We start from the raw sequence: 22674 nt of genomic DNA, 5'->3' as shown, positions 1-22674 counted from the left end.
CCGCCACATCAGCCGACGGATGCAACCCTGTGTACGTCCCCGGGATGACAGACCCCGACGCCGTACTCGGGTCGGCGCAGGGCGCCACCTAGGGGACGCCGGCGATCCGACCTCACCGGCCGGTGCACGTCGCCGATGCAGCCCGACGCCGGGGCCCGACGCGGGAGCCCGACGCGGGGGCTAGCCCGCCCGGTGCACCACGATGTCGCACAGCGCCGCCAGCGCCAGCTTCGCCGTGCACTCCGGCAGCGGCGCGAGGGCGGCGCGCGCCTCGTCGGCGTACCGGAGGGTGTCACGGCGGGCCTGTTCGAGCGCGGGGTGGCCGCGCAGGAGGCTCAGGGCCTCGCCGTGCAGGGCGTCGTCGGTGAGGTCGCCGTCGAGGAGCTGGTTGAGGCGGCGGTCGGTGGCCGAGACGCCGCCCGCGGCCTGCTGGTACAGACGGCGTACGTGCAGGATCGGCAGCGTGGCGATGCCCTCGCGCAGGTCGGTGCCCGGGGTCTTGCCGGACTCGTGGCTGTCGCTGGTGATGTCGAGGAGGTCGTCGGCGAGCTGGAAGGCCAGGCCGATGCGCTCGCCGTACTGGGTGAGGGTGTGCACGACCGTCTCGTCCGCGCCGGACATCATCGCGCCGAACCGCCCGGACACGGCCATCAGCGAACTGGTCTTGCCCGCGAGGACGTCCAGGTAGTGGTCGATCGGGTCGCGGCCGTCGCGCGGTCCGACCGTCTCCAGGATCTGGCCGGTGACCAGCCGTTCGAAGGACTCCGCCTGGACGCGTACGGCCTCGGGGCCGAGGTCGGCCAGGATGTGCGAGGCGCGGGAGAAGAGGAAGTCGCCGGTCAGGATGGCGACGGAGTTGCCCCAGCGGGCGTTGGCGCTGGGCACGCCGCGGCGCACCTCGGCCTCGTCCATGATGTCGTCGTGGTAGAGCGTGGCCAGGTGGGTCAGCTCGACCACGACGGCCGCGGGGACCACCCGGGGCGCGTGCGGGTCGCCGAACTGGGCCCCGAGCATCACCAGGAGTGGCCGGAAGCGCTTGCCTCCCGCCTTGAGGAGGTGGCGCGCGGCGTCGGTGATGAACGGGACATCACTCTTGGTGGCCTCCAGCAGGCCCTCTTCGACGGCCGAGAGACCGGCCTGGACGTCGGCCTCAAGGGCCTCGTCCCACACGCTCAGCCCGAAGGGCCCGACGACGGTCACGAGGGGTACTCCTGTCGCTGATCTGGCTTCTGGCGGGGTCTGAGGGGCGGCACTGTCTACACGGGCAGCGTAGCCGGTCGGCTGTGGATCACCGCCGGGGCATCGCCCTGGAAGCGGGGTCGCGGCGTACCGGAAGCGAGGTTCCGGAATTCCCCCCGGATTCGCCCCGTATTCGCCGCGGCTTCCTCACGGGTTCCCCGCTCCGGCGGCACCGATTCCTCACTCCGGCGGCGCGGCTTCCCCCGCTCTGCCCCTCGGCTTTCCCCGTCCCTGCCCCTCGGCTACCCCCGTCCCTGCCCCTCGACTACCCCCGCTCCGGCACTACACCAGGCCGTCTCCGACCGGGCCGGTTATGATCCGTAATGCCGGTTTTAGCGACGTAAAGACCGCCCGGAAGGGATGATGGCCGATTCGGGCGGTTGACCGAAGAACGTTCACCATTACGTAAGACGGTCCCGCAACATGGTCAACTACACTCGCGGCAGCAACAGGTGACATGTCCTCGCTTCGGGGTAGACCCCACGGGTAATCCCCGGGGAAACCCCCCAAGGAAAGAGAGGAGGTGGATCGATGGCAGCCGACCTGCGGGAAGACGAGGCGGAGGCCCACGTGCGCGGGGTCTGCTTCAAAACGGGTCCGCCCGCACGCACCGGTGTGGAATTGGAGTGGCTGGTCCACGACCGCTCCGATCCGCTGTCCCTGATATCCGTCGACCGGCTGGACGCGGCCCTCGCGCCCGTCGAACAGCCGGGCGGGCTGCCCAGCGGCAGCAGGCTCACCCGTGAGCCGGGCGGCCAGGTGGAGCTCAGCTCCCGGCCCGCCGACACCCTCGCCGCCTGCGTCGACTCCATGGCCGCCGATCTCGCGGCACTGCGACAGGCGACCGACGAGGCCGGACTCGTCCTCGTGGGACGCGGGCTCGACCCGTTCCGCGACCCTCCCCGCGTGCTCGACCATCCCCGCTACCGGGCCATGGAGAGCTTCTTCGACCGCGACGGCCCGTGGGGCCGCACGATGATGCGGCGCACCGCCGCCCTTCAGGTGAACCTCGACGCGGGCGACGACTCCGCGGGCACCTCCGGCTACCGCTTCCGCTGGGAGCTGGCGCACCGGATCGGCCCGGTCCTGGTCGCGGCCTTCGCGAATTCGCCGGTCCAGGGCGGTACGCCGACCGGCTGGGTCTCCACCCGGCAGGCGGTCTGGAGCCGGATGGACCCCAGCCGCACCCGGCAGCCGGGGCACGACGAGGACCCCCGTACCGCGTGGACGCGCTACGCCCTCGACGCGCGCCTGCTGTGCGTACGCGAGGGGCCCACCGACAGCAGCGGCGTCTGGGACGCCGCCCAGCCCGACTGGTCGGTGCCGGGCGACCTGACCTTCCGCGCATGGCTGCGGGGCGCGCCGGGCGTGCGGGCGCCGACCGTGGACGACCTCGACTACCACCTCAGCACGCTCTTCCCGCCGGTCCGCCCGCGCGGCTGGCTGGAGCTGCGGATGACCGACGCGCAGGACGGCGACGACTGGATCGTCCCGACCGTGCTGACGGCGACACTGCTGGACGACCCCGTCGCCGCCGAGGCCGCCCACGCGGCCACCGAGCCGCTCTGCGAGGACGGCGATCCGATGCCGTCCGAGGAGATGTGGCGGCGCGCCGCCCGGGTCGGCCCCGCCGACCCCGTCATCGGCGAGGCCGTACGGGCCTGTTTCGACGCCGCTGCCGGTGCGCTGGCGCGTACCGACGCGCCGGCGGCCCTGCGGCTGGCCGTCGCCGACTTCGCCGAGCGCTATCCAGAACGCGGACGATGTCCCGCCCATGACCAGTTGGACGCGCTGCGCCGCGTCTGACCCTCCGGAAGGCATGTCGTGACAAACCCTCGTACCGACGGCCGGAACACGGCCGAAAACAGTGCCTCACCCGGCACTTCCCTCACTTCTGGCGCATCCAGCACTTCGGACGCTTCCGCCACGCCTGGCTCGGCATCGGGCGCTTCGGGCGCTTCGCGTGCTTCGGGCGGTGCTGACGGGTCCGGTGGCTCCGGGGCTTCCGGTGGCTCCGGGGCTTCCGGCGGGTCCGGGGCTCCCGGCGGCTCCGGTGGCTCAGGCGGCTCAGGCGGCTCCGGCGGCTTTGATGTCAAGGCGCGGGCGCTCGCCGCGCTGGAGACCGCCCGGCGCAGGACCATGGCCCTCACCGACTGCGTGGACGACGCGGATCTGGCCGCGCAGCACTCGCCGCTGATGTCCCCGCTGGTCTGGGACCTGGCGCACATCGGCAACCAGGAAGAGCTGTGGCTGGTCCGTGAGGCCGGCGGCAGGCCGGGCCTGCGGCCCGACCTCGACCAGCTCTACGACGCCTTCCAGCACCCGCGCGCCGACCGTCCCGCGCTGCCGCTGCTCGGCCCCGACGAGGCCAGGGCGTACGTGGCGGAGGTACGCGCCGAGACCGTCGACGTACTGGACGCCGTCGACACCTCGCCCAACGACTCGCCGTCCCTGAAGCGGGAGCGGGCGGAACGGCTGCTCGCGGACGGCTTCGTCTTCGGGATGCTCGCCCAGCACGAGCAGCAGCACGACGAGACGATGCTCGCCACCCATCAGCTCCGCAGCGGCCCGGCCGTCCTGGAGGCCCCCGAGCCTCCGCAGGCGCCCGCGGACGCGGCCGTGCTGCCCGCCGAAGTCCTCGTCCCCGGCGGCCCGTTCACGATGGGCACCAGCACCGAACCGTGGGCGCTGGACAACGAGCGCCCCCAGCACACCGTGGACGTCGCCGCCTTCTGGCTGGACACCGTGCCGGTCACCAACGGCGACTACCTCGCCTTCATCGCGGCGGGCGGCTACCAGGACGCCCGCTGGTGGACCGAGGAGGGCTGGCGGCACGTCCAGGACGCGGGCCTCGAAGCGCCGCTCTTCTGGTCGTACGACGACGGCGCCTCCGTCTGGACCCGGCGCGTCTTCGGCCGGACCGAGCCCGTACGGGTCAACGAGCCGGTCGTGCACGTGTGTTGGTACGAGGCCGACGCGTACGCCCGCTGGGCCGGGCGGCGGCTGCCGACCGAGGAGGAGTGGGAGAAGGCGGCGCGGCACGACCCGGCGACCGGGCGCTCGCTGCGCTACCCGTGGGGTGACGCCGATCCCGGTCCCGAGCACGCCAATCTCGGCCAGACGCACCTGCGGCCCGCGCCCGCGGGCAGTTACCCGGCCGGTGCGGCGCCCTGCGGCGCGCGTCAACTCCTGGGCGACGTATGGGAGTGGACGTCCTCGGACTTCGCGCCGTACCCGGGCTTCGAGGCGTTCCCGTACAAGGAGTATTCCGACGTCTTCTTCGGTCCCGACTACAAGGTGCTGCGCGGCGGGTCGTTCGGCGCGGACCAGGTGGCGGCGCGCGGGACGTTCCGCAACTGGGACTATCCGATCCGGCGGCAGATCTTCGCCGGGTTCAGGACGGCGCGGGACGCGTCGGGGCCGGGGGCCGGGGCAGGGTCCGGGTCGGCGTCCACGTCTCCGTCCGGGTCGGCGTCCACGTCTCCGTCCGCGTCCCCGTCCCCGGAAGCCGGGCGCGGCTGATGTGCCGTCATCTCGCGTACGTCGGGCCGCCGTTGACGCTGGCCCGGCTGCTCACCGAGCCGTCGCGCGGACTGTACGAGCAGTCGTGGCAGCCGCGGCTCCAACGGCACGGCACGGTGAACGCGGATGGTTTCGGCGTGGGTTGGTACCCGCTGGAGCCCTCGCCCGAGGAGGGTGACGAGGGCTTTCCGCTCCCCGCCCGTTACCGGCGGGCCGTACCCGTCTGGTCGGACGCCAACTTCACCGAGCTGGCCCGGACGATCCGGGCCGGCGCCGTCCTGGCGGCGGTACGGTCCGCGACCGCGGGCACCACGCAGGACGAGTCGGCCGCCGCGCCCTTCCGTGACGGCCGCTGGCTGTTCAGCCACAACGGCGCCGTCGCCGACTGGGAGCGGCTGCCGACCGATCTGACCTCCGCCGAACTGCTGGGCCTCGCGTCCCACAGCGACTCGGCGCTGTTGTGGGCGCTGCTCACCCGGCGGCTGCGGCAGGGCCAGCCGCCGGGCGGGGCGCTCGCCTCCGTCGTACGTGAGGTCGCCGCCGCCCGGCCGACCGCGCGGCTCAATCTGCTGCTCACGGACGGCCGGACGATCGCGGCCACGGCGTACGGGGACACGCTGTGGTTCCGTACCGGCCGCGATGTGCCGGGGTCCGCGGAGGCCCTGGCCTCCGGGGGGTCCGTGCTCGTCGCCTCGGAGCCGGACGACGCTCCGGGCGACTGGCACGAAGTCCCGGACCGGTCGCTGCTGTTGGCGACCACCGAGGGCGTACGGATCATCCCGCTGCGCCCGCCGACCCCTGTCCGTACCGCCCGCGAGGACGCCCGAGGCAAGGACCGCACACGCGAGGACCCGCACCCGCACCTTATGGAGGAGAGCAGCATGGACGAGAGCCGCACGGGTGGCAGCCGCTTCACCCTCGACGACCGGCTGCCCGCCGACTACTTCACGACCTCACTGCGCGCCGACGTGCTCGGCGGGCTCACCACCGCGCCGCGCACCCTGCCGCCCAAGTGGTTCTACGACAAGCGCGGCAGCGATCTCTTCGAGCAGATCACGCGGCTGCCGGAGTACTACCCGACCCGCGCCGAGCAGGAGATCCTGACCCGCAGGGCCCCCGAGATCGCGCAGCTCACCCGGGCCGCGACCCTGATCGAGCTGGGCTCGGGCTCCTCCCGCAAGACGCGGCTGCTGCTCGACGCGCTGACCTCGGGCGGCACGCTGTCGCGCTACGCGCCGCTGGACGTCAGCGCGTCCGCGCTCGAAGAGGCCGGTGAGGCGATCGTCCGCGACTACCCGGGGCTGCGCGTCGCCGCGACCGTCGCCGACTTCGAGAGCGGTCTCGCGCTGTCCGACGAGCCGGGCCCGCGCCTGCTGGCCTTCCTCGGCAGCACCATCGGCAACTTCGACGCGGCCCAGCGCCGCGCCTTCTACCGGACGCTGTCCCTCTCCCTCACCAGCGACGACGTCCTGCTCCTCGGCGCCGACCTGGTCAAGGACCCCGACGTCCTGGTCCGCGCCTACGACGACTCGCAGGGCATCACCGCCGAGTTCAACAAGAACGTCCTGCACGTGCTCAACCGCGAACTCGGCGCCGACTTCGACCCCGACGCCTTCGACCACGTCGCCCTGTGGAACACCGACCACGAGCGGATCGAGATGCACCTGCGCTCCCGTACCGCCCAGACCGTCAAGATCCCCGACCTCGACCTCACCACCGGCTTCACCCCCGGCGAGCACCTGCGCACCGAGATCTCCTGCAAATTCCGCCGCGACTCCCTCACGGCCGAACTCCACGAAGGCGGCTTCACCGTCCGCCACTGGTGGACCGACCCCCAGTCCCGCTTCGCCCTCCTCCTCGCCGTCCCCAACTGACCCCGCCCCGTCCCCCGGGGCAACGGCCGGTGGCCGGGTGCCCGCACGCCCCCCACGCGCCGCGCCCCCGGGGCCCCTTGAGGGGGCACCCGGGGGCGCGGCGGCGAGGAGACGGTCAGCGGACGAACACGCCCGCCTTGTCGGCGAGATCCAGGAAGTACTGGGGGGCCAGACCCAGCACGATCGTGACGGCCACCCCTATGGCGATGGCGGTGGACGTCAGCGGGCTCGGCACCGCGACGGACGGACCGTCCGCCTTCGGCTCGCTGAAGAACATCAGCACGATCACGCGGATGTAGAAGAAGGCCGCGATGGCCGACGAGATGACACCGACGATGACCAGCGGCATCGCACCGCCCTGCGCCGCGGCCTTGAACACCGCGAACTTCCCCGCGAAACCGGACGTCAGCGGGATGCCCGCGAAGGCCAGCAGGAACACGGCGAAGACGGCCGCGACCAGCGGCGAGCGCCGCCCGAGACCGGCCCACCGCGACAGGTGCGTGGCCTCGCCGCCCGCGTCGCGCACCAGCGTGACGACGGCGAAGGCGCCGAGGGTCACGAAGGAGTACGCGGCGAGGTAGAACAGGACGGAGGAGACGCCCTCCTTGTCGGTGGCGATCACGCCCGCCAGGATGAACCCGGCGTGGGCGACCGAGGAGTAGGCCAGCAGCCGCTTCACATCGGTCTGGGTGACGGCGATGATCGCGCCCGCCAGCATCGTGAGGATGGCGACGCCCCACATGACGGGCCGCCAGTCCCAGCGCAGTCCGGGCAGGACGACGTACAGCAGCCGCAGCAGCGCGCCGAAGGCGGCGACCTTGGTGGCGGCGGCCATGAAGCCGGTGACCGGGGTCGGCGCGCCCTGGTAGACGTCCGGGGTCCACATGTGGAACGGGACGGCGCCGACCTTGAAGAGCAGGCCGACCGCGACCATCGCGAAGCCGATCAGGAGCAGCGCGTCATTGCCGGTGCTGTTGGCGAGCGCCGGGGTCATCGGGGCGGTGCCGTCGATGACCGAGGCGATGCCGCCGTAGGTGACCGTGCCCGAGTAGCCGTAGAGCAGGGCGATCCCGAAGAGCAGGAAGGCCGAGGAGAAGGCGCCGAGCAGGAAGTACTTGACGGCGGCTTCCTGCGACAGCAGGCGGTTGCGGCGGGCCAGCGCGCACAGGATGTACAGCGGCAGCGAGAAGACCTCGAGGGCGACGAAGAGCGTCAGCAGGTCGTTCGCCGCCGGGAAGACCAGCATGCCGCCGACCGCGAAGAGCAGCAGCGGGAAGACCTCGGTGGTGGTGAAACCGGCCTTGACCGCGGCCTTCTCCTGCTCGCCGCCGGGGACGGCGGAGCCCTGGGCCGCGAAGGAGTCGACGTTGTTGCCGTGCGCCTTCGGGTCCAGGCGCCGTTCGGCGAAGGTGAAGACTGCCACGATCGCCACCAGCAGGATCGTGCCCTGGAGGAAGAGCGCGGGACCGTCCACGGCGACCGCGCCCATCGCGGCGACATGCGCCTTCGTGGTGCCGTACCCCTTCTCGGCGAGCGCGACCACGGCGGCGAAGGCCGCCGCGAGACCGACCACGGCGAGGACGAGTTGCGCGGTGTAACGGGAGCGGCGCGGCAGGAACGCCTCAAGGAGGATGCCCACCATCGCCACGCCGAAGACGATCAGCACCGGCGAGAGCTGGGCGTACTCGATGTCCGGCTTCGGGATCTTGTCGGCGACCGGAGCGGCCGTCGTCCACAAGCTGTGGACGGCGCCCACACCTACGGCTCCCTTGTCTGCTGCGCTCACTTCTTCGCCTCCAGCGCGGGCTTGGGATCGGTCTTGTGCACGTCGGAGAGCGTGTGCTTGACCGACGGGTTGAGGATGTCGGTCACCGGCTTCGGGTACACGCCCAGGAAGAGCAGCAGCGCGATCAGCGGTGCCACGACGACCAGTTCACGTACCTTCAGGTCGGACATGCCCTCGATCCCGGCCTTGACCGGGCCGGTCATCGTGCGCTGGTAGAGCACCAGCACGTACAGCGCGGCGAGCACGATGCCCAGCGTGGCGATGATGCCGAGCACCGGGTAGCGGCTGAACGTGCCGACCAGTACGAGGAATTCACTGACGAAGGGCGCCAGGCCCGGCAGCGACAAGGTGGCGAGGCCGCCGATCAGGAAGGTGCCCGCCAGTACCGGCGCCACCTTCTGCACACCGCCGAAGTCGGCGATGAGCCGCGAGCCGCGCCGGGTGATCAGGAAGCCCGCGACCAGCATCAGCGCGGCCGTCGAGATGCCGTGGTTGACCATGTACAGCGCGGCGCCGCTCTGCCCCTGGGTGGTCATCGCGAAGATGCCCAGGATGATGAAGCCGAAGTGCGAGATCGAGGCGTACGCGATCAGCCGCTTGATGTCCCGCTGGCCGACGGCGAGCAGCGCGCCGTAGATGATGCCGATCACGGCCAGGACCAGGATCACCGGGGTCGCCCACTTGGACGCCTCGGGGAAGAGCTGGAGGCAGTAGCGCAGCATCGCGAAGGTGCCGACCTTGTCGACGACCGCGGTGATCAGTACGGCGACCGGCGCGGTGGACTCGCCCATCGCGTTCGGCAGCCAGGTGTGCAGCGGCCACAGCGGCGCCTTCACCGCGAAGGCGAAGAAGAAGCCGAGGAACAGCCAGCGCTCGGTGGACGTCTCGATGTGCAGCTTCCCGGAACCGCGCGCGGCCAGGATCTCCTGGAGCGAGAAGGTGCCGGTGCCGAGCTGCTTGGCGGTGACCGCGTACAGGCCGATCACCGCGGCGAGCATGATCAGGCCGCCCGCCAGGTTGTACAGCAGGAACTTGACCGCCGCGTACGACCGCTGCCGTGCCGCCTCTTCCTCACCGGCCGCGTGGGCCCGGTCGCCGAAGCCGCCGATGAGGAAGTACATCGGGATGAGCATGGCTTCGAAGAAGATGTAGAAGAGGAAGACGTCGGTGGCCTCGAAGGAGAGCACCACCATGGCCTCGACCAGCAGGATCAGCGCGAAGAAGCCCTGCGTGGGACGCCACTTGAGGTGGGGGTTGCCCGCGGCGGAGCCGCTGGGAGCCGCGGTCTCCAGAGGCTCGGCGTCGTGCCAGCCGGCCAGCATCACGAAGGGGATCAGCAGCGCGGTCAGGGCGATCAGGGCGACGGCGATGCCGTCCACGCCGAGGTCGTAGCGGAGCCCGAAGTTCTTGATCCAGGCGTGCGACTCGGTGAGCTGATAGCGGTCGCCGCCCGGATCGAAGCGGACCAGCGCGGCGATGGCCAGACCGAGCGTGCCCAGCGAGAAGACCAGCGCCGTGTACTTGGCGGCGGTCCTCTTCGCCGCGGGCACGGCCGCGGTGACGACAGCGCCTACCGCGGGCAGCGCGGCGGTGACCGTGAGGAGGGGAAAGGACATGAGCTATCAGACCGCCCTCATGAGAAGAGTCGCGGCGACCAGCACCGCGGAGCCGCCGAGCATCGAGACGGCGTACGACCGTACGTAGCCGTTCTGGAGCTTGCGGAGGCGGCCGGAGAGGCCGCCGACCGAGGCGGCCGTGCCGTTGACGACGCCGTCGACCAGGGAGTGGTCGAGGTAGACCAGCGAGCGGGTGAGGTGCTCGCCGCCGCGGACGAGGACGACGTGGTTGAAGTCGTCCTGGAGCAGGTCGCGGCGGGCCGCCCGGGTCAGCAGCGAGCCGCGCGGCGCGACGGCGGGGACGGACCTGCGGCCGTACAGCATCCAGGCGATGCCGACGCCGATGACCAGCGCCACCATCGTGCCGCCGGTGACGGTGCCCGCGCTGATCGGCGAGTCGCCCTCGGCGTGCCCGGTGACCGGCTCCAGCCACTTCACGAAGGAGGAGTTGATGCTGAACAGGCCACCGGCCAGGACCGAGCCGAAGGCCAGGATGATCATCGGGATGGTCATCGACTTGGGCGACTCGTGCGGGTGCGGCTCGTGGCCCTCGGCGTCCGGCACCCAGCGCTTCTCGCCGAAGAAGGTCATCAGCATCACGCGCGTCATGTAGAAGGCGGTGATCGCGGCGCCCAGCAGGGCGCAGCAGCCGAGAATCCAGCCCTCGGCGCCGCCCTTGGCGAAGGCCGCCTCGATGATCTTGTCCTTGGAGAAGAAGCCGGACAGGCCGGGGAAGCCGATGATCGCCAGGTAGCCGAGACCGAAGGTGACGAAGGTGACCGGCATGTACGTGCGCAGGCCGCCGTAACGCCGCATGTCGACCTCGTCGTTCATGCCGTGCATGACCGAACCGGCGCCCAGGAACAGCCCGGCCTTGAAGAAGCCGTGCGTGACCAGGTGCATGATCGCGAAGACGTAGCCGATCGGGCCGAGCCCGGCCGCCATGATCATGTAGCCGATCTGCGACATCGTCGATCCGGCGAGCGCCTTCTTGATGTCGTCCTTCGCGCAACCGACGATCGCACCGAACAGCAGCGTGACCGCGCCGACGGTGACGACGGCGGTCTGCGCGTCGGGCGCCGCGTTGAAGATCGCGCCGGAGCGGGTGATCAGGTAGACGCCCGCGGTCACCATGGTCGCGGCGTGGATCAGGGCCGAGACCGGGGTCGGGCCCTCCATCGCGTCGCCGAGCCAGGACTGGAGCGGCACCTGGGCCGACTTGCCGCACGCGGCCAGCAGCAGCATGAAGCCGATGCCGGTGATCGTGGCGTGCTGCGTGGTCGAGGCGTCGGCGGCCCGCGGCAGGATGTCCGCGAAGGCGAACGAGCCGAAGGTGGTGAACATCAGCATGATGGCCACCGACAGGCCGATGTCGCCGACCCGGTTGACCAGGAACGCCTTCTTCGCCGCGGTCGCCGCGCTCGGCTTGTGCTGCCAGAAGCCGATCAGCAGGTACGAGGCGAGGCCGACGCCCTCCCAACCGGCGTACAGCAGGAAGTAGTTGTCGGCCAGCACCAGCAGCAGCATCGCCGCGAGGAACAGGTTGAGGTAGCCGAAGAAGCGGCGGCGGCGCTCGTCGTGCTCCATGTAGCCGATCGAGTAGATGTGGATCAGCGTGCCCACACCGGTGATCAGCAGCACGAACGTCATCGACAACTGGTCGAGCTGGAAGCCGACATCGGCGCGGAAACCGCCGACCGGCACCCAGGTGAACAGGTGCGAGTGCAGGCCACGCGCGTCGGCGTCCTTGCCCAGCATGTTGGCGAACAGCACCACGCCGAGCGCGAACGACGCCAGGGCGAGCAGCGTGCCGAGCAGGTGACCGAAGCGGTCGAGCCGCCGGCCTCCGGTCAGCAGGATGCCCGCGCCCAGCAGCGGCGCCGCGACGAGCAGTCCGATCAGGTTCTCCACTGTCGCAGCCCCTCTACAGCTTCATGAGATTGGCGTCGTCGACCGAAGCCGAGTGGCGGGAGCGGAAGATCGACACGATGATCGCCAGGCCGACCACGACTTCCGCGGCGGCGACCACCATCGTGAAGAACGCGATCACCTGGCCGTCGAGGTTGCCGTGCAGCCGAGAGAAGGTGACGAACGCCAGGTTGCAGGCGTTCAGCATCAGCTCGATGCACATGAAGACCACGATCGCGTTGCGCCGGATCAGTACGCCCGCCGCGCCGATGGTGAACAGCAGCGCCGACAGGTACAGGTAGTTGGCCGGATTCACTTGGCACCCTCCTCGGCCCGGTCGGAAGCCCGGTCGGCCTCTCGTGCGGCTTCCCGGTCGGCCTCGCGTACGGTCTCGCGCTCGGCCCGTTCGGCCTTGCGCTCCACCGCCGTACGCTCCGGCTCGCGCTCCAGGTACTCCTCGGTGCGCTGGTCCAGCTCGGCGAGCCGGTGCAGGGCGTCGGCGGACACGTCACGGATCTGGCCGCGGGCCCGCAGCGTGGCGCTGACCGACAGCTCCGAGATGGAACCGTCGGGCAGCAGCGCGGGGATGTCCACCGCGTTGTGCCGGGCGTAGGTGCCGGGCGCGGGCAGCGGGGTGACCTGTACGCCGCCGCGCACGCGCGCCTCGGACAGCTCGCGCTGGGTGCGCCGCTCCTCGGTGCGCTCGCGGTGCGTGAGCACCATCGCGCCGATGGCCGCGGTGATCAGCAGCGCGCCGGTGATCTCGAAGGACCACACGTACTTGGTGAAGATCAGCCGGGCCAGACCGGGCACGTTGCCCGCGGAGTTGGCCTGGCCGACACCGGCGAAGGTGTCGAGCGAGGCGTTGCCGATCCCGGCGATCAGCAGGATGCCGAAGCCGAGACCGCAGGCCGCGGCCATCCAGCGCTGGCCCTTGAGCGTCTCCTTCAGCGAGTCGGCGGCGGTGATGCCGACCAGCATGACGACGAAGAGGAAGAGCATCATGATCGCGCCGGTGTAGACGACGATCTGCACGACGCCCAGGAAGTACGCGCCCTGCGCCAGGTAGAAGATCGCGAGCACGATCATCGTCCCGGCCAGCGACAGCGCGCTGTGCACGGACTTCTTCATCAGGACGGTGCCGAGCGCGCCGAGCACGGCGACCGTGCCCAGAATCCAGAACTGGACGGCCTCGCCGGTGGAGGTCTGCGACGCGGCGGCGGCGAGCTGGGAGGTGGCGAGCTGGGAGGTCGCGGCGATCATGCCTCGTCCCCCGTTCCCGCGGGCGTGCCGCCGCCGGGGGCGGGCGCGACCGCGGCGCCCTCGGCGTCGGTCCTGGTGAAGCCCGTCTCGGGGGCGTCGGGCGCGTCCGCCGCGGTGGCGCCGTCGGTCCGCACCGTCTCGTCCGGCTTCTCGCCCTTGGAGACCGCGACCTGCCGTACGGTGCCGGGCGCGGCCTCGGTGACCGCGCCGCGGTAGTAGTCGCCCTCGTCCATGCCGGGGAAGATCGAGTGCGGCGAGTCGACCATGCCCTCCTCGAGACCGGACAGGAGCTGTTCCTTGGTGAAGATCAGCGACTCGCGGGTCCGGTCGGCCAGTTCGTACTCGTTGGTCATCGTCAGCGCGCGCGTCGGGCACGCCTCGATGCACAGGCCGCACAGGATGCAGCGGGCGTAGTTGATCTGGTAGACGCGGCCGTAGCGCTCACCGGGTGAGTAGCGCTCCTCCTCGGTGTTGTCCGCGCCCTCCACGTAGATGGCGTCCGCCGGGCAGGCCCACGCGCACAGCTCGCAGCCGACGCACTTCTCCAGGCCGTCCGGGTGCCGGTTGAGCTGGTGGCGGCCGTGGAAACGCGGGGCGGTGGGCTTCTTGTACTCGGGGTACTGCTCGGTCAGCCGCTTCTTGAACATGGCCTTGAAGGTCACGCCGAAGCCTGCGACCGGGCCGAGGAACTCAGGCATCGCCGTCCTCCTTCTTCTCCTGCTCGGGGGCATCCTGGACGTCCGGTTCCGCCGCGCCGGACACGCCGGACGCGCTGGCGGCACCCACGAGTTGGGGCTGTGCCGCCCGGCTGGGGCGCCGCGGCACCCGCTCCGCCTCCTGACCCGGCAGCGGCGGTACGGGATAGCCGCCCGCCATCGGGTCGAAGCGGTCCGGTGGCGCGAGCGCGCCGCCGCCGCGGACGGCGGCCTTCTTCTCCTCGCGGTCCCTGAAGACGTCCGCGATGAGCGAGATCAGCAGCAGCGCGATCACCACACCGCCGATGTACAGGACGATCTTCGTGAAGTCGTAGTCCTCGTTGCGCATCGCGCGGACCGCGGCGACCAGCATCAGCCAGACCATGGAGACCGGGATGAGGACCTTCCAGCCCAGCTTCATGAACTGGTCGTAGCGGACCCGGGGCAGGGTGCCGCGCAGCCAGATGAAGAAGAACAGCAGCAACTGGACCTTGACGATGAACCAGAGCATCGGCCACCAGCCGTGGTTCGCGCCGATCCAGACCGTGCTGATCGGCCAGGGGGCGCGCCAGCCGCCGAGGAAGAGCGTCGTCGCGACCGCGGAGACCGTCACCATGTTCACGTACTCGGCGAGCATGAACAGCGCGAACTTGATCGAGCTGTACTCGGTGTTGAAGCCGCCGACCAGATCGCCCTCGGACTCCGGCATGTCGAACGGCGCGCGGTTGGTCTCGCCGACCATCGCGATGATGTAGATGATCAGCGAGACGGGCAGCAGGATCGCGTACCAGCGGTCGTGCTGCGCCTCGACGATCGTCGACGTCGACATGGAGCCGGAGTAGAGGAAGACCGCCGCGAAGGACAGGCCCATCGCGATCTCGTACGAGATCATCTGCGCGGACGCGCGCAGGCCGCCGAGCAGCGGGTACGTCGATCCGGACGACCAGCCCGCCAGGACGATGCCGTAGATGCCGACCGACGCGGTGGCCAGGATGAACAGCAGGCCGATCGGGAGGTCGGTGAGCTGGAGCGCGGTGCGCTGGCCGAAGATCGACACCTCGTTGTCGGCCGGGCCGAAGGGGATCACCGCGAACGCCATGAAGGCCGGGATGGCCGCCACGACGGGCGCGAGGATGAACACCACCTTGTCGGCCCGCTTGACGACGATGTCCTCCTTCAGCATCAGCTTGATGCCGTCGGCGAGGGACTGGAGCATGCCCCAGGGGCCGTGCCGGTTCGGGCCGATGCGCAACTGCATCCACGCGACGACCTTGCGCTCCCACACGATGGCGACGAGCACGGTCAGCATCGCGAAGGCGAAGCAGAAGACCGCCTTGAGGATGATCAGCCACCAGATGTCGTTGCCGAACCAGGAGAGATTCTCCGTGGTGGCGGCGAGCTGGGTCAGTGGCGCGCTCATCGGGTGCCCTCCTCTTGCGTGACCGCGGCGGCGCTGCCGACGGAGACGACCTGGCCCGTACGGGCACCGGTGTCGGAGGCGACGCCGTTCCCCGCGGAGTTCAGCGGCAGCCACACCACCCGGTCGGGCATCGCGGTGACGACCAGCGGCAGCGTGACCGCGCCCGCGGGCCCGGTCACCGTCAGCGGGTCGCCGTCGGTGACACCGGCCTCGGCGGCGGTGGCGGCCGACAGCCGGGCGACGGCCGCGTGCCGGGTGCCGGCCAGGGCGTCGTCCCCGTCCTGGAGGCGGCCCTGGTCGAGCAGCAGCCGGTGTCCGGCCAGCAGCGCCTGGCCCGCCTCGGGGCGGGGCAGCGATCCGGCGGACTCCAGCGGCGAGCTGCCCCAGGGGCCGTCCCACCCGGCGAGCCGGTCGAGTTCGGAGCGCGCGCCCCGCACGTCGGCCAGGCCGAGCCGGACGTCGAGCGCGTCGGCCAGCATCGTCAGGACGCGGGCGTCCGGGAGCTGGTGCCGGTTGGTGGCCTGGTCGGGCTTGATGGCCGCGTCGAACATCCGGGCCCTGCCCTCCCAGTTGAGGAAGGTGCCGGTCTTCTCGGCGACCGCGGCGACCGGGAGGACGACGTCGGCGCGGTCGGTGACCTCGCTGGGCCGCTGCTCCAGGCTGACCAGGAAGCCGACCGCGTCCAGCGCCTCGCGGGCGCGGGCCGGGTCCGGCAGGTCCGCGACCTCGACGCCGCCGACGACCAGGGCCGCCAGCTCGCCCGCGGCGGCGGCCTCGACGATCTGGCCGGTGTCGCGGCCGAAGCGGTGCGGCAGCTCCGGCAGACCCCACACCGAGGCGACCTCGGCGCGGGCCCGCGGGTCGGTGACCGGACGGCCGCCGGGCAGCAGTCCGGGCAGCGCGCCCGCCTCGACGGCGCCGCGCTCACCGGCCCTGCGCGGAATCCACGCCAGCGCGGCGCCGGTGGCCGTGGCCAGCCGGACCACGGCGGTCAGCCCGCCGGGCACGGCGGCCAGCCGCTCGCCGACCAGGATGACGGCGCCCGCGGCGCGCAGCGCCTCGGCCGCGGCCTGCCCGGTCTCGTCCAGGCCGACACCGCCCGCGAGCGCGTCCAGCCACTCGGGTTCCGTGCCGGGGGCGGCGGGCAGCAGGACGCCGCCCGCCTTCTCCAGGCCGCGGGTGGCGTGCGTGGCCAGGGCGTACGTCTGCTGCTTGCGCTTGCGGTGCGCCTTGCGGAGCCGCAGGAAGACCCCGGGGGCCTCCTCCTCGGCCTCGAGTCCCGCCAGCAGTACGGCCGGTGCCTTCTCCAGCGCCGTGTACGTGATGCCGGTGCCCGACAGGTCGAGGCCGCGCCCGGCGACCGTGGCGGCCAGGAAGTCGGCCTCCTCGGCGGAGTGCGCGCGGGCCCTGAAGTCCACGTCGTTGGTGCCGAGCACGACGCGGGCGAACTTGGCGTACGCGTACGCGTCCTCGACGGTGACGCGTCCGCCGGGCAGCACCGCGGCGCGGCCGTGCGCCGCGCTGAGCCCGGCCGCGGCGGCGGCCAGCGCCTCGGGCCAGGACGCGGGGACGAGTTCGCCCTCGGCGTTGCGGACCAGGGGGTGGCTCAGCCGGTCGGGGCGCTGCGCGTAGCGGAAGCCGAAGCGGCCCTTGTCGCAGATCCACTCCTCGTTGACCTGCGGGTCGTCGGCCGCCAGCCGCCGCATGACCTTGCCGCGGCGGTGGTCGGTACGGGTCGCGCAGCCGCCCGCGCAGTGCTCGCACACCGACGGCGACGACACGAGGTCGAACGGCCGGGAGCGGAAGCGGTACGCGGCCGAGGTGAGCGCGCCGACCGGGCAGATCTGGATGGTGTTGCCGGAGAAGTACGACTCGAAGGGGTCGCCGACCCCGGTGCCGATCTGCTGGAGCGCGCCGCGTTCCAGCATCTCGATCATCGGGTCGCCCGCCACCTGGTTGCTGAACCGGGTGCAGCGCGCGCACAGCACGCACCGCTCGCGGTCCAGCAGCACCTGGGTGGAGATCGGCACCGGCTTCTCGTACGTCCGCTTCTTGCCCTCGAAGCGCGAGTCGGTGTCGCCGACCTGCATCGCCTGGTTCTGCAAGGGGCATTCGCCGCCCTTGTCGCAGACCGGGCAGTCCAGCGGGTGGTTGATCAGCAGCAGCTCCATCACGCCGCGCTGCGCCTTCTCGGCGACCGGCGACGAGAGCTGCGTCTTGACGACCATCCCGTCGGTACAGGTGATCGTGCAGGACGCGACCGGCTTGCGCTGGCCCTCGACCTCGACGATGCACTGGCGGCAGGCCCCGGCCGGGTCGAGCAGCGGGTGGTCGCAGAACCGGGGGATCTCGATGCCGAGCAGTTCCGCGGCCCGGATGACCAGGGTCCCCTTGGGGACGGACACCGCGATGCCGTCGATCTGCACGGAGATGAGATCTTCCGGCGGCACCGCCGCCTGACCCCCTCCGGAGGGTGCGTTGGTAGTGACGGTCACGCGTGGGCCTCCGTACGGGACTTGTCGGCCCAGGCGGTGGAGCGGGCCGGGTCGAAGGGGCAGCCCTTGCGCTCGATGTGCTCCTCGTACTCCGCGCGGAAGTGCTTCAGAGAGGAGAAGATCGGGGCGGCGGCGCCGTCGCCGAGCGCGCAGAAGGACTTGCCGTTGATGTTGTCGGCGATGTCGTTGAGCTTGTCCAGGTCCTCGGGCCGGCCCTTGCCCGCCTCGATGTCACGCAGCAACTGGACGAGCCAGTACGTGCCTTCGCGGCACGGCGTGCACTTTCCGCAGGACTCGTGGGCGTAGAACTCGGTCCAGCGGGTGACGGCCCGCACCACGCAGGTCGTCTCGTCGAAGCACTGGAGCGCCTTGGTGCCGAGCATCGATCCGGCGGCGCCGACGCCCTCGTAGTCCAGCGCGACGTCCAGGTGCTCGTCGGTGAACATCGGGGTCGAGGAGCCGCCGGGCGTCCAGAACTTGAGCCGGTGTCCCGGCCGCATGCCGCCGCCGAGGTCGAGGAGCTGCCGCAGCGTGATGCCGAGCGGCGCCTCGTACTGCCCGGGTTTGGCGACGTGCCCGGAGAGCGAGTACAGCGTGAAGCCGGGGGACTTCTCGCTGCCCATCGCCTTGAACCAGTCCTTGCCGCGCTGCATGATCGCGGGAACCGAGGCGATCGACTCCACGTTGTTCACCACGGTGGGACAGGCGTACAGGCCCTCCACGGCGGGGAAGGGCGGGCGGAGCCTGGGCTGGCCGCGACGGCCCTCCAGGGAGTCCAGGAGCGCCGTCTCCTCACCGCAGATGTACGCGCCCGCGCCGGCGTGGACGGTCAACTCCAGGTCGAATCCGCTGCCTTGGATGTCACGGCCGAGGTAACCGGCCGCGTACGCCTCGCGCACCGCCTCGTGCAGCCTGCGCAGGACGGGGACCGTCTCGCCGCGCAGGTAGATGAAGGCGTGGCTGGAGCGGATCGCGTAACACGCGATGATCATGCCCTCGATGAGGGAGTGCGGGTTCGCGAAGAGCAGCGGGATGTCCTTGCAGGTGCCCGGCTCCGACTCGTCCGCGTTGACCACGAGGTAGTGCGGCTTGCCGTCGCCCTGCGGGATGAACTGCCACTTCATGCCGGTCGGGAAGCCCGCGCCGCCACGGCCGCGCAGTCCCGAGTCCTTCACGTACGCGATCACGTCGTCCGGCGCCATGGCGAGCGCCTTGTCCAGGCCCTGGTAGCCGTCGTGCCTGCGGTAGGTGGCCAGGGTCCAGGACTCCGGCTCGTCCCAGAAGGCCGACAGCACGGGGGCGAGCAGCTTCTCCGCCGAGTCCACGGTCATCACTCGCCCTCCTCCTGCCTGGCGTTGTCGGCCACAGGGTCCGCGGCGTTGGCCGGGTCGGACTCGGCGGTCTTGTTGGGCGCGTCGTGCGAGCTGGCGTGCTGGGCGGGCGACGGGGTGTCCCGCGGCCCGGCCGGTGTGTCACGCGGCGAGTCGGCGCGCTGGGTGACGACCCGCGAGGGGGTCTCGCCCTTGTGCAGCCGCAGACCGGTGAGGGACGCGGGGCCCGCGCCGCCGCTGGCCTCGACCGCGCCGGGGCGCTCGTCGGGGAAACCGGCCAGGATGCGGGCGGTCTCCTTGTACGTGCACAGGGGCGCGCCGCGGGTCGGCCGGACCTCGCGTCCGGCGATCAGGTCGTCCACGAGCTGCTTGGCCGACTCCGGCGTCTGGTTGTCGAAGAACTCCCAGTTGATCATCACGACGGGCGCGAAGTCGCAGGCCGCGTTGCACTCGATGTGCTCCAGCGTGACCTTGCCGTCCTCGGTCGTCTCGTCGTTGCCGACGCCGAGGTGCTGCTTCAGCTCGTCGAAGATCGCGTCGCCGCCCATGACCGCGCACAGCGTGTTGGTGCACACGCCGACCTGGTAGTCGCCGGACGGCTTGCGCCGGTACATCGTGTAGAAGGTCGCCACCGCGGTGACCTCGGCGGTGGTCAGGTCGAGCACCTCGGCGCAGAACCGGATGCCGGTCCTGGTGACGTACCCCTCCTCGGACTGCACGAGGTGCAGCAGCGGCAGCAGGGCGCTGCGCGATCCGGGGTAGCGGGCGATCACTTCCTTGGCGTCGGCCTCCAGCCGGGCGCGCACATCGGCCGGGAAGTCCGGGGCGGGCATCTGCGGGATGCCCAGGGACACTCCCCCGGTGGCACCCATGGCCACGTCTGTCATCGGTCGACGCCTCCCATCACGGGGTCGATGGACGCCACCGCGACGATGACGTCGGCGACCTGGCCGCCCTCGCACATCGCCGCCATGGACTGGAGATTGGTGAAGGACGGGTCGCGGAAGTGCACCCGGAACGGGCGGGTGCCGCCGTCGCTGACCGCGTGCACCCCCAGCTCGCCCTTGGCCGACTCGATCGCCGCGTAGGACTGTCCTGCCGGGACCCGGAAGCCCTCGGTCACCAGCTTGAAGTGGTGGATCAGGGCCTCCATCGAGGTGCCCATGATCTTCTTGATGTGGTCGAGCGAGTTGCCGAGGCCGTCGGGGCCGAGCGCGAGCTGCGCGGGCCAGGCGATCTTCTTGTCCTCGACCATCACCGGGCCCGGCGCGAGCCGGTCGAGCACCTGCTCGACGATCCGCAGGCTCTGGTGCATCTCCTCCAGGCGGACCCGGAAGCGGCCGTAGGAGTCGCAGGTGTCGGCGGTCGGCACCTCGAAGTCGTAGTTCTCGTAACCGCAGTACGGGTCGGACTTGCGCAGGTCGTGCGGGAGTCCGGCGGCGCGCAGGATCGGTCCTGTGGCGCCGAGCGCCATGCACCCGGCGAGGTCCAGGTAACCGACGTCCACCATGCGGCCCTTGAAGATCGGGTTGCCGGTGGCGAGCTTGTCGTACTCGGGCAGATTCTTGCGGAACGTCTTCACGAACTCGCGGACGAGGTCGATCGCGCCGGGCGGCAGGTCCTGCGCGAGGCCGCCGACGCGGACGTACGCGTGGTTCATCCGCAGGCCGGTGATCAGCTCGAAGATGTCGAGGATGTACTCGCGGTCGCGGAACCCGTAGATCATGATCGTGGTCGCGCCCAGCTCCATGCCGCCGGTGGCGATGCAGACCAGGTGGGACGCGATCCGGTTGAGCTCCATCATGAGCACGCGGATGTCGGTGGCGCGCTGCGGCACCTGCTCGGTGATGCCGAGCAGCTTCTCGACGGCCAGGCAGTACGCCGTCTCGTTGAACAGCGGCGTCAGGTAGTCCATGCGCGTCACGAAGGTGGACCCCTGGGTCCACGTCCGGAACTCCATGTTCTTCTCGATGCCGGTGTGCAGGTAGCCGATGCCCGACCTGGCCTCGGTGACCGTCTCGCCGTCGATCTCCAGCATCAGCCGGAGCACACCGTGGGTGGACGGGTGCTGCGGGCCCATGTTGACGATGATGCGCTCGTCGTCGGCCTTGCTGACGGTCTCGGCCAGCTCGTCCCAGTCACCGCCGGTGACGGTGAAGACCCGGCCTTCGGTGGTCTCCCGCTCGTCGGCCTGCTGCGGGGCGTGGTGAGTACTCATTAGCTGTACGACCTCCGCTGGTCGGGAGCCGGGATCTGGGCACCCTTGTACTCGACGGGGATGCCGCCGAGCGGGTAGTCCTTGCGCTGCGGGTGACCGGGCCAGTCGTCCGGCATCATGATCCGGGTGAGCGCCGGGTGGCCGTCGAAGACGATGCCGAAGAAGTCGTACGTCTCGCGCTCGTGCCAGTCGTTGGTCGGGTAGACCGAGACCAGCGACGGGATGTGCGGGTCGGCGTCGGGGGCGCTGACCTCCAGGCGGATCAGCCGCGCGTGGGTGATCGAGCGCAGGTGGTAGACGGCGTGCAGCTCGCGGCCCTCGTCGCCGAGGTAGTGCACGCCGCTGACGCCGAGGCACAGCTCGAAGCGGAGCGCCGGGTCGTCGCGGAGCGTCCTGGCGACGGTGACCAGGTGTTCGCGGGCGATGTGGAAGGTCAGCTCGCCGCGGTCCACGACGGTCTTCTCGATCGCCTCGGCCGGGGGCAGGCCCTGCTCCTCCAAGGCGCCTTCCAGCTCGTCGGCGATCTCGTCGAAGACGCCGTCGGGTCCGCCGTAGGGCCTGTTGCTCGCGCCGGGCAGCCGGACGGTACGGACCAGGCCGCCGTAACCGCTGGTGTCGCCGCCGTTGTTGGCACCGAACATGCCCTTGCGGACGCCGATGACCTCACCGGCGTCGGCGCGCTGTCCCGGCAGGTTCTCCGGGGTCTCGGGAGTGTTGCTGGTCACCGCAGCAGGCCCTTCATCTCGATCGTCGGGAGCGCCTTGCGGGCCGCTTCCTCCGCCTCGCGGGCCGCCTCTTCGCGGTTCACGCCGAGCTTGGAGTGCTGGATCTTCTCGTGCAGCTTGAGGATCGCGTCCAGCAGCATCTCGGGGCGCGGCGGGCAGCCGGGCAGGTAGATGTCGACCGGCACGACGTGGTCGACGCCCTGCACGATCGCGTAGTTGTTGAACATCCCGCCGCTGGAGGCGCAGACACCCATCGAGATGACCCACTTGGGGTTCGGCATCTGGTCGTAGACCTGGCGCAGCACCGGGGCCATCTTCTGGCTCACCCGGCCGGCCACGATCATCAGGTCGGCCTGGCGCGGCGAGCCGCGGAAGACCTCCATGCCGAACCTGGCCATGTCGTAGCGCCCGGCGCCCGCGGTCATCATCTCGATGGCGCAGCAGGCCAGGCCGAAGGTGGCCGGGAAGACCGACGCCTTACGTACCCAGCCCGCGGCGGTCTCCACGGTCGTGAGCAGGAATCCGCTCGGCAGTTTCTCTTCGATACCCATGCGTTGGCTCCTGGTCCCCTTCTGTCCCCTG

17 protein-coding genes and 1 pseudogene are annotated in these 22674 nt (G+C 71.0%); 4 read left to right on the top strand and 14 right to left on the bottom strand.

What is annotated here, in order from left to right; genetic code table 11:
- Positions 1–180: 180 nt before the first annotated feature.
- A complete protein-coding gene (locus tag ACFZAM_RS29100; protein WP_355340417.1) occupies positions 181–1200 on the bottom strand; it encodes a polyprenyl synthetase family protein in 1020 nt (339 codons plus the stop codon).
- A gap of 570 nt (positions 1201–1770) precedes the next feature.
- Here ACFZAM_RS29100 and egtA point away from each other — a divergent pair.
- The 4 genes and pseudogenes from egtA (at position 1771) to egtD (ending at position 6635) form a co-directional block, all read left to right on the top strand.
- Complete coding sequence (gene egtA, locus ACFZAM_RS29095; RefSeq protein WP_355340420.1) at positions 1771–3045, top strand: ergothioneine biosynthesis glutamate--cysteine ligase EgtA; 1275 nt, start codon at positions 1771–1773, stop codon at positions 3043–3045.
- A 333-nt stretch (positions 3046–3378) separates the two neighbouring features.
- The gene (gene egtB, locus ACFZAM_RS29090) at positions 3379–4761 is read left to right on the top strand and encodes an ergothioneine biosynthesis protein EgtB (RefSeq protein ID WP_391050389.1); all 1383 of its coding nucleotides are present in this window, start codon (positions 3379–3381) and stop codon (positions 4759–4761) included.
- Positions 4761–5486: pseudogene (egtC, locus tag ACFZAM_RS29085) on the top strand (ergothioneine biosynthesis protein EgtC); the annotation flags it as partial. The gene egtB and the pseudogene egtC, both read left to right, overlap by 1 nt.
- A 156-nt stretch (positions 5487–5642) precedes the next feature.
- A complete protein-coding gene (gene egtD / locus ACFZAM_RS29080) occupies positions 5643–6635 on the top strand; it encodes an L-histidine N(alpha)-methyltransferase (protein ID WP_391050443.1) in 993 nt (330 codons plus the stop codon).
- A 115-nt stretch (positions 6636–6750) separates the two neighbouring features.
- Here egtD and nuoN read toward each other — a convergent pair whose 3' ends face one another.
- From nuoN to ACFZAM_RS29015, 13 genes are read right to left on the bottom strand one after another with little or no spacing between them, the layout of a single operon-like run.
- Positions 6751–8421 (bottom strand): NADH-quinone oxidoreductase subunit NuoN, encoded by a 1671-nt coding sequence (gene nuoN / locus ACFZAM_RS29075; RefSeq protein WP_355340423.1) that lies wholly within the window; start codon positions 8419–8421, stop codon positions 6751–6753.
- On the bottom strand, positions 8418–10037 hold the full coding sequence (locus ACFZAM_RS29070) for an NADH-quinone oxidoreductase subunit M (protein ID WP_355340426.1): 1620 nt from the start codon (positions 10035–10037) through the stop codon (positions 8418–8420). Before ACFZAM_RS29070 ends, nuoN begins: the two co-directional genes overlap by 4 nt.
- 6 nt (positions 10038–10043) lie before the next feature.
- Positions 10044–11948, bottom strand: coding sequence for an NADH-quinone oxidoreductase subunit L (gene nuoL / locus ACFZAM_RS29065; RefSeq protein WP_355340429.1), 1905 nt, complete (start codon positions 11946–11948; stop codon positions 10044–10046).
- Positions 11949–11961: 13 nt separating this feature from the next.
- Positions 11962–12261, bottom strand: coding sequence for an NADH-quinone oxidoreductase subunit NuoK (gene nuoK / locus ACFZAM_RS29060; protein ID WP_355340432.1), 300 nt, complete (start codon positions 12259–12261; stop codon positions 11962–11964).
- On the bottom strand, positions 12258–13208 hold the full coding sequence (locus ACFZAM_RS29055; protein WP_391050388.1) for an NADH-quinone oxidoreductase subunit J: 951 nt from the start codon (positions 13206–13208) through the stop codon (positions 12258–12260). The genes nuoK and ACFZAM_RS29055 overlap by 4 nt, the downstream gene beginning before the upstream one ends.
- Positions 13205–13906, bottom strand: coding sequence for an NADH-quinone oxidoreductase subunit NuoI (gene nuoI, locus ACFZAM_RS29050; RefSeq protein ID WP_355340438.1), 702 nt, complete (start codon positions 13904–13906; stop codon positions 13205–13207). Before nuoI ends, ACFZAM_RS29055 begins: the two co-directional genes overlap by 4 nt.
- The gene (gene nuoH, locus ACFZAM_RS29045; protein ID WP_355340441.1) at positions 13899–15323 is read right to left on the bottom strand and encodes an NADH-quinone oxidoreductase subunit NuoH; all 1425 of its coding nucleotides are present in this window, start codon (positions 15321–15323) and stop codon (positions 13899–13901) included. Before nuoH ends, nuoI begins: the two co-directional genes overlap by 8 nt.
- Positions 15320–17818 carry an NADH-quinone oxidoreductase subunit G gene (locus ACFZAM_RS29040; protein WP_355340444.1) on the bottom strand — a complete coding sequence of 833 codons (2499 nt, stop codon included), beginning with the start codon at positions 17816–17818 and terminating at the stop codon, positions 15320–15322. Before ACFZAM_RS29040 ends, nuoH begins: the two co-directional genes overlap by 4 nt.
- A complete protein-coding gene (gene nuoF, locus ACFZAM_RS29035; protein WP_355340447.1) occupies positions 17815–19149 on the bottom strand; it encodes an NADH-quinone oxidoreductase subunit NuoF in 1335 nt (444 codons plus the stop codon). The genes ACFZAM_RS29040 and nuoF overlap by 4 nt, the downstream gene beginning before the upstream one ends.
- A complete protein-coding gene (gene nuoE, locus ACFZAM_RS29030; RefSeq protein WP_355340450.1) occupies positions 19149–20036 on the bottom strand; it encodes an NADH-quinone oxidoreductase subunit NuoE in 888 nt (295 codons plus the stop codon). Before nuoE ends, nuoF begins: the two co-directional genes overlap by 1 nt.
- The gene (locus tag ACFZAM_RS29025) at positions 20033–21367 is read right to left on the bottom strand and encodes an NADH-quinone oxidoreductase subunit D (RefSeq protein ID WP_355340453.1); all 1335 of its coding nucleotides are present in this window, start codon (positions 21365–21367) and stop codon (positions 20033–20035) included. Before ACFZAM_RS29025 ends, nuoE begins: the two co-directional genes overlap by 4 nt.
- Positions 21367–22092, bottom strand: a complete 726-nt coding sequence (locus tag ACFZAM_RS29020) for an NADH-quinone oxidoreductase subunit C (RefSeq protein WP_355340456.1) — start codon at positions 22090–22092, stop codon at positions 21367–21369. The genes ACFZAM_RS29025 and ACFZAM_RS29020 overlap by 1 nt, the downstream gene beginning before the upstream one ends.
- Positions 22089–22643 (bottom strand): NADH-quinone oxidoreductase subunit B family protein, encoded by a 555-nt coding sequence (locus tag ACFZAM_RS29015; RefSeq protein ID WP_355340459.1) that lies wholly within the window; start codon positions 22641–22643, stop codon positions 22089–22091. Before ACFZAM_RS29015 ends, ACFZAM_RS29020 begins: the two co-directional genes overlap by 4 nt.
- Positions 22644–22674 lie beyond the last annotated feature (31 nt).

The organism is Streptomyces sp. NPDC008079, assembly GCF_042957385.1.
In the GTDB taxonomy this organism is placed as follows: domain Bacteria; phylum Actinomycetota; class Actinomycetes; order Streptomycetales; family Streptomycetaceae; genus Actinacidiphila.
Note: the sequence above shows the minus strand (reverse complement) of the source record. Positions and strands in the feature narration are given on the sequence as shown.

Bases quoted from the DNA above. Each gene is read 5' to 3' on its own strand.
- egtA (WP_355340420.1), top strand. From the start codon at position 1,771: ATGGCAGCCGACCTGCGGGAAGACGAGGCGGAGGCCCACGTGCGCGGG.
- egtB (WP_391050389.1), top strand. From the start codon at position 3,379: ATGGCCCTCACCGACTGCGTGGACGACGCGGATCTGGCCGCGCAGCAC.
- egtD (WP_391050443.1), top strand. From the start codon at position 5,643: ATGGACGAGAGCCGCACGGGTGGCAGCCGCTTCACCCTCGACGACCGG.
- ACFZAM_RS29070 (WP_355340426.1), bottom strand. From the start codon at position 10,037: ATGTCCTTTCCCCTCCTCACGGTCACCGCCGCGCTGCCCGCGGTAGGC.
- ACFZAM_RS29055 (WP_391050388.1), bottom strand. From the start codon at position 13,208: ATGATCGCCGCGACCTCCCAGCTCGCCACCTCCCAGCTCGCCGCCGCC.
- nuoI (WP_355340438.1), bottom strand. From the start codon at position 13,906: ATGCCTGAGTTCCTCGGCCCGGTCGCAGGCTTCGGCGTGACCTTCAAG.
- nuoH (WP_355340441.1), bottom strand. From the start codon at position 15,323: ATGAGCGCGCCACTGACCCAGCTCGCCGCCACCACGGAGAATCTCTCC.
- nuoF (WP_355340447.1), bottom strand. From the start codon at position 19,149: ATGACCGTGGACTCGGCGGAGAAGCTGCTCGCCCCCGTGCTGTCGGCC.
- nuoE (WP_355340450.1), bottom strand. From the start codon at position 20,036: ATGACAGACGTGGCCATGGGTGCCACCGGGGGAGTGTCCCTGGGCATC.
- ACFZAM_RS29025 (WP_355340453.1), bottom strand. From the start codon at position 21,367: ATGAGTACTCACCACGCCCCGCAGCAGGCCGACGAGCGGGAGACCACC.
- ACFZAM_RS29015 (WP_355340459.1), bottom strand. From the start codon at position 22,643: ATGGGTATCGAAGAGAAACTGCCGAGCGGATTCCTGCTCACGACCGTG.